At 52.7% G+C, this 16,387-nt stretch carries 15 protein-coding genes and 1 tRNA gene; 6 read left to right on the forward strand and 10 right to left on the reverse strand.

The genetic code is table 11. From position 1 onward, the window contains the following. Positions 1 to 11: 11 nt before the first annotated feature. From C5610_RS05445 to C5610_RS05460, 4 genes are all read right to left on the reverse strand, one after another. Positions 12 to 1,283, reverse strand: a complete 1,272-nt coding sequence (locus tag C5610_RS05445; protein ID WP_105306284.1) for a M23 family metallopeptidase — start codon at positions 1,281 to 1,283, stop codon at positions 12 to 14. A gap of 214 nt (positions 1,284 to 1,497) precedes the next feature. Further along, positions 1,498 to 2,190 carry an aspartate/glutamate racemase family protein gene (locus tag C5610_RS05450; RefSeq protein ID WP_157982894.1) on the reverse strand — a complete coding sequence of 231 codons (693 nt, stop codon included), beginning with the start codon at positions 2,188 to 2,190 and terminating at the stop codon, positions 1,498 to 1,500. Positions 2,191 to 2,275: 85 nt separating this feature from the next. Then, positions 2,276 to 2,352, reverse strand: a tRNA-Pro gene (locus C5610_RS05455). A gap of 82 nt (positions 2,353 to 2,434) precedes the next feature. Continuing rightward, entirely contained in the window at positions 2,435 to 4,081 is a 1,647-nt protein-coding gene (locus C5610_RS05460; protein WP_105306286.1) for a DUF3413 domain-containing protein, read from the reverse strand. A gap of 71 nt (positions 4,082 to 4,152) precedes the next feature. Between C5610_RS05460 and yejK the strand changes: the two genes are divergently transcribed. Then, entirely contained in the window at positions 4,153 to 5,196 is a 1,044-nt protein-coding gene (gene yejK / locus C5610_RS05465; protein ID WP_105306287.1) for a nucleoid-associated protein YejK, read from the forward strand. A gap of 65 nt (positions 5,197 to 5,261) precedes the next feature. On the opposite strand, the gene cspD is transcribed toward yejK, so the two are convergent. Then, positions 5,262 to 5,477 (reverse strand): cold shock domain-containing protein CspD, encoded by a 216-nt coding sequence (gene cspD, locus C5610_RS05470; RefSeq protein WP_105306288.1) that lies wholly within the window; start codon positions 5,475 to 5,477, stop codon positions 5,262 to 5,264. 225 nt (positions 5,478 to 5,702) lie between these two features. On the opposite strand from cspD, the gene clpS reads away from it, so the two are divergent. Next, positions 5,703 to 6,017, forward strand: coding sequence for an ATP-dependent Clp protease adapter ClpS (gene clpS / locus C5610_RS05475; RefSeq protein WP_105306289.1), 315 nt, complete (start codon positions 5,703 to 5,705; stop codon positions 6,015 to 6,017). A gap of 58 nt (positions 6,018 to 6,075) precedes the next feature. Beyond that, entirely contained in the window at positions 6,076 to 8,346 is a 2,271-nt protein-coding gene (clpA, locus tag C5610_RS05480) for an ATP-dependent Clp protease ATP-binding subunit ClpA (protein ID WP_105306290.1), read from the forward strand. A 72-nt stretch (positions 8,347 to 8,418) separates the two neighbouring features. Here the strand turns inward: clpA and infA are convergent, their stop codons facing one another. From infA to trxB, 4 genes are read right to left on the reverse strand one after another with little or no spacing between them, the layout of a single operon-like run. Next, the gene (gene infA / locus C5610_RS05485) at positions 8,419 to 8,637 is read right to left on the reverse strand and encodes a translation initiation factor IF-1 (protein ID WP_105306291.1); all 219 of its coding nucleotides are present in this window, start codon (positions 8,635 to 8,637) and stop codon (positions 8,419 to 8,421) included. 51 nt (positions 8,638 to 8,688) lie between these two features. Beyond that, the gene (locus C5610_RS05490) at positions 8,689 to 9,405 is read right to left on the reverse strand and encodes an arginyltransferase (RefSeq protein ID WP_105306292.1); all 717 of its coding nucleotides are present in this window, start codon (positions 9,403 to 9,405) and stop codon (positions 8,689 to 8,691) included. After that, a complete protein-coding gene (aat, locus tag C5610_RS05495; RefSeq protein ID WP_105306293.1) occupies positions 9,402 to 10,109 on the reverse strand; it encodes a leucyl/phenylalanyl-tRNA--protein transferase in 708 nt (235 codons plus the stop codon). The genes C5610_RS05490 and aat overlap by 4 nt, the downstream gene beginning before the upstream one ends. Positions 10,110 to 10,150: 41 nt before the next feature. Then, the gene (gene trxB / locus C5610_RS05500) at positions 10,151 to 11,110 is read right to left on the reverse strand and encodes a thioredoxin-disulfide reductase (RefSeq protein ID WP_105306294.1); all 960 of its coding nucleotides are present in this window, start codon (positions 11,108 to 11,110) and stop codon (positions 10,151 to 10,153) included. Between the two features lie 228 nt (positions 11,111 to 11,338). On the opposite strand from trxB, the gene C5610_RS05505 reads away from it, so the two are divergent. Continuing rightward, complete coding sequence (locus C5610_RS05505; protein WP_105306295.1) at positions 11,339 to 12,046, forward strand: nuclease-related domain-containing protein; 708 nt, start codon at positions 11,339 to 11,341, stop codon at positions 12,044 to 12,046. 71 nt (positions 12,047 to 12,117) lie between these two features. Here C5610_RS05505 and ald read toward each other — a convergent pair whose 3' ends face one another. Continuing rightward, entirely contained in the window at positions 12,118 to 13,245 is a 1,128-nt protein-coding gene (ald, locus tag C5610_RS05510) for an alanine dehydrogenase (RefSeq protein WP_105306296.1), read from the reverse strand. A 142-nt stretch (positions 13,246 to 13,387) separates the two neighbouring features. On the opposite strand from ald, the gene lrp reads away from it, so the two are divergent. Next, positions 13,388 to 13,879: a leucine-responsive transcriptional regulator Lrp gene (lrp, locus tag C5610_RS05515; protein ID WP_105306297.1), complete on the forward strand. Its 492-nt coding sequence runs from the start codon at positions 13,388 to 13,390 to the stop codon at positions 13,877 to 13,879. Between the two features lie 75 nt (positions 13,880 to 13,954). Continuing rightward, positions 13,955 to 16,378 (forward strand): DNA translocase FtsK, encoded by a 2,424-nt coding sequence (locus C5610_RS05520; protein ID WP_105306298.1) that lies wholly within the window; start codon positions 13,955 to 13,957, stop codon positions 16,376 to 16,378. Positions 16,379 to 16,387 lie beyond the last annotated feature (9 nt).

The raw sequence follows: 16,387 nt of genomic DNA on the forward strand, positions 1-16,387 counted from the left end.
GCATGGCGCCGTTACGGTGCCAGCCCTTCAAGCTCACTGCCATCCTGCCGTAATTGTGCCAAATAGCGTTTAAAGCGGGCCAACTCAGCCCCTTCTAAGCGCCGGTTGGAGGGCGCTTTGATACTGAGTGGGTTAATGCTGCGGCCATAACGGTGCACTTCGTAGTGCAAATGACGTCCTGCCGACAAGCCGGTGTTGCCTAAATAGCCGATGACATCGCCCTGATTGACCCGATCGCCTTCAGACAGGCCATCCGCAAAGCCATTCAAATGCGCGTACAGCGTTTCGTAACCGTCAGCGTGCTCGATAATAACGGCATTACCAAAACTGCCTTTACGGCCCGCATGCTTGATGGTTCCACGGCCAGCGGCCATGATCGGCGTCCCCACCGGGGCACTGAAATCGATGCCCTTATGCAAACGGTTATACCCCAGTACCGGGTGATAACGGTTACCGTAATGAGATGACAAGCGCGCCCCGTTCAGCGGTGTTTTCAGCAGGAAACTCTGAGCGACGCGGCCATCGTCAAAATAAAAGGTGCCGTCGAAGCGGTACAACCGATAGTCCTCACCATCATTGGTAAAGCGCAGATACGTCAGGCGTAGTGGGTGAGCCAGGTGCGCAAACAGTTGTTTGTCACGAACCACCTGATAACGTTCGTAGCGTGCCTCAAAAATGTCACCTGGCTGAATTTGTCGCTGGAAATCGACAAAGTGGGAGAGCGCCATAATCGAGCTGTTGACCATGCTCACCGGCAAACCGTTCTCGACCGCGTCCTGATAAAGGCTGCGCTCGATGGTCACAGCGGTTTCCTCGGTCGTCGAGCGGGTTGGCAACTGATGTTTCTTGATGGTCCAGCCACTGTCTGAATAGATGGCCTCCACCACTTCGCCGTACTCTCGTGCCAGGCGGACACGCGGTTGGCCGGGCGCGATATAAGTGATTTCGATAGGGGTGCCGATTTGCAGTCGGCCGAGGTTGATGACGGGTCTGGCGGCCATTGCCAGCAGCGCGATTTGTTGGGCGGAAATACCCTCTTGCACCAGCAGAGAGGTTAAGGTTTGGCCGGGGGCGACGTAGACCAACTGCGGTTCACCGATAACATCCACCGGCGTTCGGTAATTGTCGGCGTCGCTCTGCACCCAGGCAGAATCAAAAGGGACCAGTGGTTGCGGGACGTGCACATCGGCGGAACTGTCGTCGCCGCCTGAGCTGAGTCCCAGCGATAACGCGATGATGGCGAGGGCAGCCGCGAAAACCTGCCAGCGTTTTACGCCCATCATATCAGCGGTCGTCTCCGCACAAATAAACTACAACAGATTGTTTATTAACCATAACTTCCTTTATCAACCGAGACTGAGCGCTGAAGGCGCGATAACTTATCAGCGCCCGCGCGAGGACGCAAGTTTTTGGTTAGACATAAGTCGGCGCAAAAATTCCCGAGTGGGGTGTAAATGCTGTGTAATGGTTTAAGGGCGCTGGCAGTGCGGGGTGATGTTATCCCTCAAGCGCCCATTTTACCGCCGCTTCGGCGTGAACTTCGGTAGTATCAAATAAGGGTAAACGGCTATCGTTTTGCGAGACCAGTAAGCCAATCTCGGTGCAACCAAGAATAACGGCTTCAGCACCGCGCTCAGCCAGCGCCTCAATGGCTTCAAGATAGACCTGCTTTGAGGGTTCCGATGTAATGCCGTGGCATAACTCGTTAAAAATAATATCGTGCACCTGCTGACGCACGTCCGTCGCGGGTGTTAGCACATCAAGTTCCTGCTGCTCGAGACGATGACGATAAAAGTCTTCTTCCATGGTAAAGCGAGTGCCGAGCAAGCCAACCTTGCGAATACCGCGCTGACGGATGGCCGCGGCGGTTGCATCGACAATATGCAATACGGGAACAGTTATCGCATCGGCGACGGCAGGCGCGACTTTATGCATGGTATTGGTTGCGATTAACACGCCGTCCGCCCCGGCAGACTCCAGCGCACGCGCGGCATTCGCAAGCAAATGCCCGGCTTGTTGCCAGTCGCCCTGACGTTGTAGGGGTTCTATGTCCGCAAAATCGATGCTGTTTAACAGGATTTTGGCGGAGTGTAACCCACCAAGTTTAGCGTTAACTTTTTGATTAATCAGACGATAATAGCTGAGCGTGGATTCCCAACTCATACCACCAATAATACCGATCGTTTTCATCGCAACTCTTTTAACGGGATAACGAATCATTGATGTTAACAGAGTTTTGTTCGGACGAGAAAGAGAAGGTGCAAGAGAGAAGAATTGGTCGGCGTGAGAGGATTTGAACCTCCGACCCCTGACACCCCATGACAGTGCGCTACCAGGCTGCGCTACACGCCGACCGTGGAGCGATATGTTACGGATTTACGCGCAATTAGCAAGGGCTAATGCGGGGTCGGCGGTGCGAATGCTCTTTTTTTGCTCACTGGCCATCGTTGCTGCTGCGATCGTCACGGCTGAAGCGTTTTAAATCCTTCAGCGCATCGATCAGTACCGGAACCGGTGGCTCCGCACCTTTTTTCAGCTCGAAACTGTCGAAATCGTAAACACTGAACTGACCGGTGTTATCCAGAATGGTGATTTCATTGGCGTCATAAATCACGATGTACGGACTGTAGGTTTCGATCAGTGGCCAGCGCTCGCCATCGGCGGTGAGGTTCTCGCCGTTACTGAAATTCTTAGTACCACCGGCGCAGGACATCAGGTCGCCCAGCACTGTTGGCATAATATCCATTAACCCGGCAACGGGCTGGGCAGGAATATCAAAACCGCGTTCAAACAGCGGCACTGCCATGTTCTTCGGCATAAACTGTTCTTGTCCCAGCAGCGATTCGGAACCGGCCGGAGCCAGTGCAGTCACCATAATTTTATGGCGGGCGCTGCGTTCAAGCAGTCCCGGTAACGCGGCCAAATCATCCGCACTGAGAAACACCACATTTATCTGATTACGGGCTTTTGGCGCGAAGCTGCCTAAAGGTTCCGTCAGCCACTGCTCACTGTAACGGGTCAGGGTCAGTTCGTTGCCCCAGTGTTCACTGGCCAGCCAGTTAACCTGCACACCAAAATCATCCAACGGCTTTAAATACGCCGGCGCAATGTTCTGCTGCTCAATGGTGTCCTGATAAAAATCGGGTAGCCCATAAAGAAACTGAAACAGCCCGCCTTCACGGCTCGGATGACCGAGCAAACGGGCCTCAACAGGCTGTAGTTGCGCCGCACCGGCAAGTTCGGTTAAGCGCACCTGCTGCTCAGCGGATAAACGGTCAAACACGAACACGGTAATGGCTTGATCGGTGTTTTGTTTGGTGCACAACAAGTCGTTTTGCGGGTAGCGTAACTTGATGTTATTGGCTGCCATCAGCATTTGTTGCTGCGCCTGGTAGCTTTCAACATCAATAAAACCGTGCTTGGCCATCAGGGTCTTGGCGGTGGTCGGGTAGGACAGCGGGAACATGTCATCCTGCTGCGTAATCGGCTCATAAAGCTCGGCGTCCGCCCATACGTGAATAAGGTGGCTGGCAAAAAAGCAAAACACAAAAACACTGGTGGCGGGCGCACCAATGCGGCGCCGTTGCAAGTCCTGCAAGTGCTTCCAGGTGTAATTGGCGATCAGTAATTCAAACCCCAGCAGCACCAAAAAGCCCAGCAGCACGCCAAGGATGATCAAAAAGCTGGCACCGGCGAACACGGTTTCGGCGTCTTTTGCCATTTGCGCCAGTGAGTAGCTGTTCAGGTGGTAACCGTACTGGCGATAAAACAACAGGTCAGCGGCTAATGCGACGATACCCAGCGAGCCAATTAAAGCCGACCAGCCACGCAAAATACGGGAGTAGGGGACCAATAAACAGAGTGGAAAAATCAGAATGATGAAAAACACGAACGGCAGAAAGGCAAAGTGACCAACCCAGTTTAAAATGCCGTATAACGTGGCCAGCGCCGAAGGCGACGTCGGTGAGGTTTCGATATACAACGCACCCAACGCCAGACACAGAAGAATGTTGATAAAAGTAAACCAATGCCCCCAGCTGATCAGGCGGGCAATTTTATCCCTGCGTTGGTGTTTTCCCATTCTGGTTATGTCCCGTGGTACACTATTAGCAATTAGTCTAACACACGGATTTTGCAAGGATAGTCCCGTATATGCAACTGCGTATTGAAAACAGCATTATTCATCAGTTTTACAGTCACGACGATCAGGTCGGTCTGCGGTTGGCGCCTGAGGCCCTGGCCGAGGACGAGCAATTACACGAATTGCTGGAAGAGCTGACCCAGGTCTACACCAATAAACCCGCCAAAGGTTACGCCAGCTTTATAACCGAGCAGGACGACGGCGAACGGGGTCCGTTCCCGGACGTGCTGAAACAATGGCATACCGACCAACTGCAATTTGTCGATTTCAGCCAGCAGGCGGCTAAGTTGCTGCTTGAACAGCTGCAAAACCACAATATGCTGGAAGCGGGCTTTTTACTGATCACACGTTATCAGCACCTCAGCACGGATTACCTGCTGGTGGCGTTTTTGCCGGTGAAGGAAGGGGTGTCGATTAACCCCAATCTGGCGGTTAATAAATCGTCGCAGTTGGACATCAGCAAAGTGCAACTGGCGGCACGGATTAATCTGACCGACTGGGAAACCGAAGCCGACAGCGAGCGTTACATCTCGTTTATTAAAGGCCGCGCCGGTCGTAAAGTGTCCGACTTCTTCCTCGACTTTTTGGGCTGTACCGAGCGTTTGAACGCAAAATCGCAGACTCAGACGTTAATCGAAGCGGTCAACGAGTACGGCAAATCGGCTGAGCTGGAGCCACAGCAACGGCAGTCGTTAAACGCGGTTGCCTACGAGTATTGCGACCAGCAGTGGAAGCAGGGCGAAGACGTGCGGGTGAAAGATCTTTCCGAACATTTTGCCCAGGCACAGCCAAGTGAGCGTTCGTTCGAAGATTTCAGCCGTGAGTATACCCAGCAGCGCGAAGCCGAATTACCGGAGGAGTTCCCGGCCGACAAAGCAACCCTGCGCAAGCTGGTTAAGTTCCAGGGGCAGGGCGGTGGTGTCAGTGTGGGCTTTGACCACACGCAATTGGGCGAGCGGATTCAATACGATGCCGCGACCGACACATTGACGATTCACGGAACGCCGCCTAATCTTCGTGATCAATTAAGACGTTATTTCGGTATTGATAGTTAAGGAAGGAAAATAAAACGCCGGTACTTGACCGGCGTTTTGAAATTAGAGAGTTTTAGGTGTAAACACTATTTATCAGTGTTTCCCGGAACAATATTGGAAGCGTGCAGTCCTTTAGGACCTTCTTCCAGTTCAAACTCAACGGTCTGGCCAGCTTTGAGGGTGCGGTAGCCTTCCATTTCGATGGTTGAATAGTGAGCGAAAATGTCACCATCACGGTCTTCCGCCTCGATAAAGCCGAAGCCTTTTGAGTTGTTAAACCATTTGACTTTTCCGGTAGCCATACATCTACTTCCTTCTTTTGCAACAGAGAATGTTTATTATTATGTTGAGCGTTGAACGGGTGCTCTTGAAAAGAGCCATCGACAACACCATGTTTTACTCTAGAAAACGCAGTGCAATAGTCAAGCATTTGCGGTGAAAAAATCAACATTTTTGTTAATCATTTTCGAAAAAAATTCCGAAAACCCATTAACAAATACACTATAGTGATAATAGGTTGTTAACCAATGAGTCAGTCTGATCATCAACATCTTCATGATTTAGAAGAGAAAGAAAAGCAGGAGCTGAAACCTCCGTCGATGTACAAGGTCATACTGAATAATGACGATTACACGCCAATGGATTTTGTCATTGAAGTGTTGATGAAATTTTTTAAGATGAATCAAGAGCGTGCTACTGACACTATGTTGCAGGTGCACTATAAAGGAAAAGCAGTTTGTGGAGTTTACTCGGCAGAAATTGCAGAAACCAAAGTTGTACAGGTCAACCAATATGCTCGTGAGAACCAGCATCCGTTGCTTTGTACCATGGAGCAGGAATGATTGCTCGTAGCAATAACGGGTCGCAGCAAGTAGCCAGCATGGCGGTAAGGAGTGGTATATGTTGAACAAAGCCCTTGAACTGACGTTAAACGACGCGTTTCGTTTAGCGCGTGAGCGTCATCACGAGTTAATGACGGTCGAGCACCTGTTAGTCGCACTGCTGGATAACCCCGATGCAGCCGAGGTTTTACGCGCGTGCGGGACCGACTTCGAACAGTTAAAGGATGAACTGTTGTCTTATATTGACCGCAGTACACCCAGTTTCGAAGCCGACGACGAAGCATCGGATACACAGCCGACGCTGGGTTTCCAGCGCGTGCTGCAGCGCGCCGTGTTTCACGTACAGTCCTCGGGTAACGCTGAAGTAACCGGCGCTAACGTGCTGGTGGCTATCTTTAGCGAACAGGAGTCGCAGGCGGTTTACCTGTTGAACAAACACGACATCACCCGTCTGGATATTGTTAATTTTATCTCGCACGGCATCTCGCGAATGCAGGATCAGGAGCCGGGCGAAGAACGCATGGACGAAGAAGAGGCGGCCGAAGTTCAGGAAGAACAGCAAAGCCATCTGAAACGTTTTTGCACCAATCTGAACGTGCAGGCGAAAGAGGGCAAAATCGACCCGTTAATTGGTCGTGATGCCGAGCTTGAGCGCTGCGCGCAGATCCTCTGTCGTCGCCGTAAAAACAACCCGTTGCTGGTCGGTGAGGCCGGTGTCGGTAAAACCGCGATCGCTGAGGGTTTGGCTTATCGCATCGTAAATAAAGAAGTGCCGGACATTCTGGCCGATGCGGTTATCTATTCACTGGACATGGGTGGCCTGCTGGCAGGCACCAAGTACCGGGGTGATTTTGAGAAGCGCTTTAAGCAATTGCTGAAAGAGCTGAGCGAAAAAGAAAACGCCATCCTCTTCATTGATGAAATTCATACCATCATTGGCGCCGGTGCGGCCAGTGGCGGCGTATTAGACGCCTCCAACCTGCTGAAGCCGTTGTTGTCCAGCGGTCAGCTGAAGTGTATTGGTTCTACCACCTACAACGAATTTAAAAACGTGTTCGAAAAAGACCGCGCGTTGGTGCGTCGCTTCCAGAAGATTGACGTGGCTGAGCCATCGGTCGAAGACACCACCAAAATTCTGATGGGGCTGAAAGATCGCTACGAAAGCCACCACGGTATTCGCTATACCCAGCCGGCCATTAAAGCGGCGGCGGAGTTATCGGCCAAGTACATCAACGAACGTCACCTGCCGGACAAGGCCATTGACGTGATGGACGAAGCCGGCGCTTCACAGCGCTTGTTACCGCCGTCCAAGCGGCGTAAAACCGTGGGCGTACAGGACATCGAGAGCATCATCGCCAAGATCGCACGGATCCCTGAACAGTCGGTCTCGCGGACCGATCAGGACGTGCTCAAGCAGCTTGACCGCAACCTGAAAATGGTGGTGTTCGGGCAGGATGAGGCGATTGATAAACTGACCGCCGCCATTCGTCTGTCGCGTTCCGGCCTGGGCAACGAACATCAGCCAATCGGCTCGTTCCTGTTTGCCGGCCCCACCGGGGTGGGCAAAACCGAAGTCACCCAGCAGTTGGCCAAAGCCATGGGCATCGAGCTGGTACGCTTTGATATGTCCGAATACATGGAGCGTCATGCGGTTAGCCGCCTGATTGGTGCACCGCCCGGTTACGTCGGCTTCGATCAGGGTGGCTTGCTCACCGATGCAGTGATCAAACAACCGCATTGTGTGTTGCTGCTGGACGAAATTGAAAAAGCGCATCCGGACGTGTTTAACATCCTGTTGCAGGTTATGGATAACGGCACACTGACCGACAACAACGGTCGCAAAGCCGATTTCCGCAACGTCATCATTGTCATGACCACCAACGCCGGTGTGCGTGAAACCGTGCGCAAATCCATCGGCTTTAAACAGCAGGATCACAGCCACGACGCGATGGCGGAAATCAACCGCACCTTCACGCCGGAGTTCCGTAACCGCTTAGACGGTATCGTCTGGTTCAATCACTTGAACGAAGAAGTGATCAAACAAGTGGTCGATAAGTTCATCACCGAACTGCAGGCGCAGTTGGATCGCAAAGGCGTATCGCTGGAAGTCGACCAAGCCGCCGTCGACTGGCTGGCTAAGAAAGGGTACGACAAAGCGATGGGAGCGCGCCCAATGGGTCGCGTGATCCAGGAAAACATCAAGAAAACCCTAGCCAACGAGATCCTGTTCGGGCAGTTAACCCGCGGTGGCAGTGTCAAAGTCACTATCGGTGCCGACGACCAGCTGAAGTTTGATTACGACAGCAGTAACGAAACCGTCGAAGGCTAACCGCAGCGGATAATAAAAAAGCTGCGTCACTCAGGTGATGCAGCTTTTTTTATGGTTCTTTTAAAACTCAGATTAACGGGCGCGGAAGACAATGCGTCCTTTGCTCAAGTCATAAGGGGTGAGCTGAACGGTCACGGTATCGCCGGTTAAAATGCGAATGTAGTGCTTACGCATCTTGCCAGAGATGTGTGCCGTAACGACGTGTCCGTTTTCTAATTCGACACGGAACATTGTATTGGGCAGAGTTTCCAAAACGGTTCCCTGCATTTCAATGCTGTCTTCTTTCGCCATTAATATCCTCTGATTTCTATCGTTGATGTGCGATTTGTCGCACGGTTTAAACTAAAGTGTCGGCGATTTTACCGCTTTTTTCCACTGATTGCCAATTAGACGTTCATTTGGCGTAAATCGGGCTTTGTAATTCATCTTATTACAGGCATCAATCTGGTAACCCAGGTACAAATACGCTTTATTCTGCTGCTGACACAGCTCGATCAACTGCAGAATCGAATAAGTGCCCAACGAGCGCTTTGCCAGCGTAGCGTCAAAAAAGGTGTACATCGCCGACAAGGCGTTGGGCAGGTTATCGATGACCGACACCATCACCAGTTGATCATCGCGGTCGCGCCATTCGACAAACTGCGTCTGCATCCAGTCGCACGCACACCATTGCCAGAAACTGTCTGGATCGGGTGGGTACATAGCACCGTCTTTATGGCGTTGTTCAATAAAGTCGCAAAACAGTGCGGCATAGTCCTCGCCCGGCTCGGTCACCAGCTTACGGGTCAGGTCACGGTTTTTGTTGATCACCCGACGCTGATTACGACTGGGTGCAAATTCATCCGCCAACACCCGCAACGATTCACAGGCCTGACAAAAACGGCAATAGGGGCGGTAGACATCATTGTGCGAGCGGCGGAAGCCGTGGCTCAACAGATGCTCGTACAAGGCCGCACTCATCGGTGGATTGCCGTCGGTAACCGCTACCAGCAGACGTTCTTGCTGTTCGTCCAGATAGCCACACTGAGACTCGCGGGTAACACCAAACTGTAGCGTCATAAACGGGCCTCGCTGAGTAACCGCGGCGCCCAAAAGGAACGCGGCAGACTGCCGTTCTGGGCATCGTGCAAACGCCGTAAAAAGCCATCACGGCTGAGATTTTGCGCGCCCAGTGAGGTTAAATGTGGATTACCGACCTGGCAGTCAATCAGGGTACCGCCGTGTTCGGCAAACTGACGGGCAAACACCGCCAGCGCAATTTTAGAGGCATCGGTTTGGCTGTGGAACATACTTTCGCCGCAAAAAGCGAGGCCGACCGAAATGCCGTAAAGGCCGCCAACCAGTTGCTCCTCGCACCAGACCTCCACCGAGTGGGCATGACCCAGCTCATGCAGCTGCCGGTAGGCCGCCTGCATCTCGTCGGTGATCCAGGTGCCTTCCTGATCACGACGCTTGGCCGCACATTGCTCGATAACGGCGTCGAAGCAGCGATTAATACTGATTTGCCAGGGGAACTTGCGCCAGGACTTCTGCAGGCTGCGTGAAATGTGGATCTGCTCAGGGTAAAACACCGCCCGCGGGTTGGGTGACCACCATAAAATCGGATCGTCGTTGCCAAACCACGGAAAGATCCCATGCCGGTACGCGTGCATCAGCCGCTCCGGCGACAAATCACCGCCAACCGCAAGCAGGCCGTTCGGCTCATACAGTGCGGTTGCCGGGGGAGGGAAGCTGATTGAGCGCTGGCTGAGCTGGACAATCATAAGGGTATAACCGTCGTTAAACTCATCTACGCTCACTCACCTCAGTTTTTGGTCAGGGCATCCAGATAACGCTCAGCATCCAGCGCCGCCATACAGCCGCTGCCCGCTGAGGTAATCGCCTGACGATAAATATGGTCCATCACGTCACCGGCGGCGAACACACCCGGTACGCTGGTGGCGGTGGCGTTACCTTCAAGGCCACTCTGTACCACGATGTAGCCGTTGTTCATTTCCAACTGACCGTCAAAAATGCCGGTGTTCGGCTGGTGGCCGATGGCGATGAAGCAGCCGGCAACGTCCAGCTCGCTGGTGCTGCCGTCTTGAGTGTCCTTAATGCGCACACCAGTGACACCCATTTCGTCACCCAGCACTTCATCCAGGGTTTTGTTCAGATGGAAGGTGACATTGCCGTTCTCTGCCTTGTCACGCAGACGGTCAACCAGAATTTTCTCCGCACGGAAGGTTTCACGGCGGTGAATCACGTGCACTTCGCTGGCGATGTTCGACAGATACAGCGCTTCTTCAACGGCGGTGTTACCGCCACCAACGACACAAACTTTCTGGTTTTTGTAGAAAAAGCCATCGCAGGTCGCACAGGCAGAAACGCCTTTACCCATAAAGGCTTCTTCAGATTCCAGGCCAAGGTACTTGGCTGAGGCTCCGGTGCTGATGATCACCGCATCGGCCGTGTATTCACCAACATCGCCTTTCAGTTGAAACGGACGCTTAGAGAAATCCACCGAGTTGATGTGATCAAACACGATTTCGGTGTTAAAACGCTCCGCGTGTTTCTGCATCCGCACCATCAAATCCGGACCGGTCAGCCCTTCAGCATCGCCCGGCCAGTTTTCCACGTCCGTGGTGGTGGTCAACTGACCGCCTTGTTGCATACCGGTTACCATGACCGGGTCCAGGTTAGCGCGCGCGGCATAAACCGCGGCCGTGTAACCAGCGGGGCCCGAACCTAAAATCAATAACTTGCAATGTTTGGCGTCTGCCATCGATAACTCCTGACTTCTTGTATTCTTTAGCGATAAGATAAGTGATGTATGGGGATTGATTGTAGGGTTTGCAAGCTTGTGGAACAAGACAAAAAAGAAAAAAGCCCACGGCATCGTAATCGACCGTTATTGATAAAGAGCGAACCGCCGCCGTCAATTACAGCTGACGTTAACACGGTAAAATGGTTTAATAACCGTATGTTAATAATAAAAACTCAGTAGCAGTTCATGGCCGATACTCAATACATTACAAAAAACCGTCTCTCCCAAGAAGTAAACCAGACCCGCAAATGGGTCGCTATCATTGGCGCTCCGATCGCTGCTGTGCTGATGTTTTCCCTGCCACAACTATGGTGGTTTTTTGCGTTTGCATACGCAATCATCGTTATTGGCGCGGCGGCCACAAAACAAGCCGGTGCCAGTGGCGAACTGAAGACGTTAAAACAACTGGATAAGCTACCTGACGACTATGTGTTATTTAATCAGGTTGACGTCCCTAACGCGAAAACAAAACGCGGCTACACCGAGCTGGATCTGGTTGTGGTTGGGCCTAATGGTGTGTTTGTTATTGAGGTCAAAAATAATAATTCGAAAGTAACGGGGGATGAACAGGCCCCCAACTGGACAGCTCACAAAGTGGGGCAGAAGGGAGGTCGTTATACGGCTGAAGTGCGCAACCCCATCAAACAGCTGAAAAAGCAGGTGCATGTGCTGTCGACCTACCTAAAAGGCAAAAAAGCCTCGACCTGGCTTGAAGGTGTTGTATTTTTCTCCCACCGCAACGCCCGGGTTAAGCTAAGTTCTCCGCCAAGTGTGCCTGTGCTGGAACGAAAAGGGCTGGTTGAGTACATTCTCGCGTATCAGCCTAAGCGCCCGCCGACTAACCTGGATAACGTCATTCAGCAGCTTATTGTGCTGAAACAGGCCGCCAGTTGATTTAATACGCTACAACAAAAAAGCCCCGGCAAAGCGGGGCTTTAAAACAACTGATTACGACCGGCCTTTGCTTAGCCTTGCAGGGCTTCACGCGGGTCCTGGTAATCCAGGCCGAGTTGCTCGCCAAGGTCGTCGTGCACGGCTTTGTAAGTGATCTTGCCTTTGTGCATGTTCAGACCGCGCAGCAGGTGCTCGTTTTCCAGCATGGCTTTAACGCCTTTGTTCGCCAGCGCGATGCCGTATGGCAGTGTCGCGTTGTTCAGGGCGATGGTTGAGGTACGTGCAACACCACCTGGCATGTTAGCAACGCAGTAGTGAACCACGTCGTCGATAACGTACACAGGGTCTTGGTGGGTGGTGGCTTTAGATGTTTCAAAACAGCCGCCCTGGTCGATAGCAACGTCTACCAGCACTGAGCCTGGCTTCATGTTTTTGATGTTCTCGCGAGTCAGCAATTTCGGCGCTGCCGCACCTGGGATCAGTACCGCACCAACCACTAAATCGGCTTCGCGTGAGTATTTGTCGATGGCATCAACGGTTGAGTAAACCGTTTGTACACGGCCGGCAAAGATATCGTCCAGCTCGCGCAGACGCGGCAATGAACGATCCAGAATCGTAACTTCTGCACCCAGACCAATCGCCATTTTCGCGGCGTTGGTACCGACGACACCGCCACCGATGATCAATACTTTGCCCGGTGCTACGCCCGGTACGCCACCTAACAGGGTGCCGCTGCCGCCGTGAGCTTTTTCCAGGTAGTGCGCGCCCGCCTGAATCGACATACGACCGGCCACTTCACTCATCGGAGCCAACAACGGCAAGCCATTGCGGTTGTCGGTAACGGTTTCGTAAGCAATCGCGGTACAACCCGATTTACCCAGCAGTTCGGTTTGCGTTGGGTCCGGTGCCAAGTGTAGGAAGGTGTAAAGGATTTGGCCTTCGCGCAGCATTTTGCATTCGTTTGGCTGTGGTTCTTTCACTTTCACGATCATGTCAGCGCGGGCGAAGATTTCTTCCGGCGTATCAACAATGCTTGCGCCGGCTTCAATGTATTGGTCGTTGGTAAAACCAATCGCCGCACCACCGTTATTTTCGATAATAACGTCGTGACCATTTTCTACGTATTCGCGCACTGCCGCAGGGGTTAAGCCAATACGATACTCGTGGTTTTTAATTTCCTTAGGTACACCAATCAGCATTTCACAGCCTCTAAATTGTTAGTGGTTAGAACATCAAAATTTGCGGCAAATTATAGACGCAAAAGGCAGTGTATGACGTACTTTTTTTAGGTGCCTTTTTAGTATAAAGTGATACATATAAAGCCATTAGCAGAATAAAATTATGTTTATTGCCGAAGAACCCGCAGAAATCACTATTGACAGAATCGACCGGAAGATCTTACGAATTTTGCAGGACGATGGCCGCATCTCCAATGTGGCGCTGGCCAAACGCGTAGGCCTGAGCGCAACCGCTTGTCTGGAGCGGGTTCGCAAGCTGGAACGAGAGGGCGTTATCGAAAGTTATCACGCCAAAATCAACCCCGCCAAACTGGGCGCCAACCTGATGGTGTTTGTCGAAATCACCTTAACCCGTACTTCTGCCGATGCCTTTGCTGAATTCAGCGAAGCGGCTCGTAAAACCGACGAAATCCTGGAATGCCACTTAGTCGCCGGTGATTTTGACTTTTTGATCAAGGCGCGGGTACCGGACATGCGAGCTTATCGCAAACTGCTCGGCGAAACCTTATTGATGATGCCGGGGGTGGATGAATCGCGCACCTACGTGGTGATGGAAGAGGTCAAACAAGAAAATAAAGTATTAGTAAAGGGCTAACATTCAGCGTCAGTTTCGCTACAATCAATGCGTTAGCCGGATATAACGATAAAAACAGGACACACGATACGCGCAATGACAGGTGTACAACGATTACTTGAAGCAGGGTTACTGATCAGCGGAGCGCTGGCGATTTTTATTTTCTTGTCGCTGGTAAGCTTTAATCCGGCCGATCCCAGTTGGTCGCAAACAGGCTTTGAGGGCGCCATCCATAACGCCGGTGGTGCCGTTGGCGCGTGGACGGCAGACGTGTTGCTGTTTACCTTCGGCTTTGTTGCTTACCTTATTCCGTTTGCCTTTGCCGGGCTGGGCTATCTGCTGTTCCGTCAGACCCATCGTCTGCTGGAACTGGATTACCTTGCGGTCAGCCTGCGGTTGGTGGGGGCGTTACTCACACTGATTGGCGCGTCGGCGCTATCGTCGATTAACTTTGACGACATTTATTACTTCTCAGCCGGTGGCATCTTCGGCGACGTCATCGCATCATCGCTGTTGCCGTATCTGAACTTTGTCGGCTCAACCTTGTTATTGCTGACTTTTCTGGCAACCGGGCTGACCCTGGTTACCGGCATCAGTTGGTTACAGGTGGCGGATAAGCTGGGTGAGTGGAGCATCAACGGCGTATTGTGGCTGGTTGAAAAAATCCGCACCACCTGGACTCAGCGCGGCGACAGCGAGCCGCAACAACAAACCGAACAACCGTCGCAACGGGCGGAGCCGGATGACAGCGTGCTGGCCATTGAAAGCGACGAGCAGGGCCGGGCGGACGAGCCGAAAATCGATTTGGAAGGCCTGTTCGGTAAAAACGAGCACGCCGACGATAAAGCCGAACCGACGCTGGATTTACCGTCCATTAATCCGTTAGCAGAAGACGAACCCGAACCACCGCGCTTCTCCAAGCAGGCCGCCGAACGCAAGCAGCAGGTCAGTCAGCCGTCGTCGACCGCGTTAACGGTCAGCGAAAAAGCCACCGCGCAAAGCGACGATAATGAGCAAGCTGAAACGCTGCCGCCATTGCCGTCGATTGAATTGCTCGACCGACCGAACAAGAAAGAAAACCCGATCACTCAGGAAGAGCTGGATCAGGTGTCGCGCACGGTAGAAACGGTACTGAAAGACTTTGGTGTTGATGTGACCGTTGCACACGTACAGCCGGGGCCGGTGATCACCCGTTTTGAACTGGATCTGGCACCGGGTGTGAAAGTGTCGAAAATTTCTAACCTCGCCAAAGACATCGCGCGGACGCTGTCTGCGGTCGCGGTGCGGGTGGTCGAAGTTATCCCGGGCAAATCCTACGTTGGCCTTGAGTTGCCGAATAAACACCGCGAGATTGTGCAGCTCAGCGAAGTCATTAACTGTGATGCCTTCCAGAACAGCACTTCACCGCTGACCATGATTCTCGGTAAAAACATTGCCGGCGGTTCGGTGGTGGTGGATCTGGCCAAAATGCCGCACCTGCTGGTGGCCGGTACCACCGGCTCCGGTAAATCGGTCGGGGTTAACGTGATGATCCTCAGCCTGTTGTACAAAAGCACACCGGAAGACGTGCGGCTGATCATGATCGACCCGAAAATGCTCGAACTGTCGGTTTATGAGGGCATTCCGCATTTGCTGACCGAAGTGGTCACCGATATGAAAGACGCCGCCAATGCGCTGCGTTGGTGTGTCGGTGAAATGGAGCGTCGCTACAAACTGATGTCAGCATTGGGCGTGCGTAACCTCAAGGGTTATAACGCCAAAGTGGCCGCCGCGAAAGCGGAAGGCAAACCGTTGCGAGACCCCATCTGGAAACCGGGCGACTCGATGGACGAGTTGCCACCGGAGCTGGATAAACTGCCGAATATTGTCGTCGTTATCGACGAATTTGCCGATATGATGATGATCGTCGGCAAAAAAGTGGAAGAACTGATTGCCCGGATTGCGCAAAAAGCGCGGGCCGCGGGTATCCACCTGATTTTAGCGACGCAGCGACCATCGGTGGACGTTATCACCGGTTTGATCAAAGCCAATATCCCGACGCGGATTGCGTTCCAGGTGTCGTCGAAAGTCGATTCCCGGACCATTTTGGATCAACCGGGCGCGGATCAGCTGCTGGGGCAGGGCGACATGCTGTATCTGCCGCCGGGCAGTGGCTCACCGGTGCGGGTACACGGTGCCTTTGTCGACGACCACGAAGTCCATGCGGTCGTCGCCGACTGGAAAAAACGCGGCAAACCGAATTATCTGGACGAAATTTTGTCCGGCGACCAGGGCGAAGACGCGCTGTTGCCGGGTGAGCAGAGTGAAGACGAAGACGGCGAATCAGATCCGCTCTATGACGAGGCGGTGGCTTTTGTGACTGAATCGCAGCGGGTGTCCGTGTCCAGCGTACAGCGTAAATTCCGCATCGGTTATAATCGTGCGGCACGTATCGTCGAACAAATGGAAATGAGTGGTGTCGTATCTACGGCGGGCAACAACGGTCAGCGCGATGTGCTGGCACCGCCGCCGGTACGATAACCCCAAAGA

The organism is Idiomarina sp. OT37-5b, from assembly GCF_002968395.1.
Lineage (GTDB): Bacteria > Pseudomonadota > Gammaproteobacteria > Enterobacterales > Alteromonadaceae > Idiomarina > Idiomarina aquatica.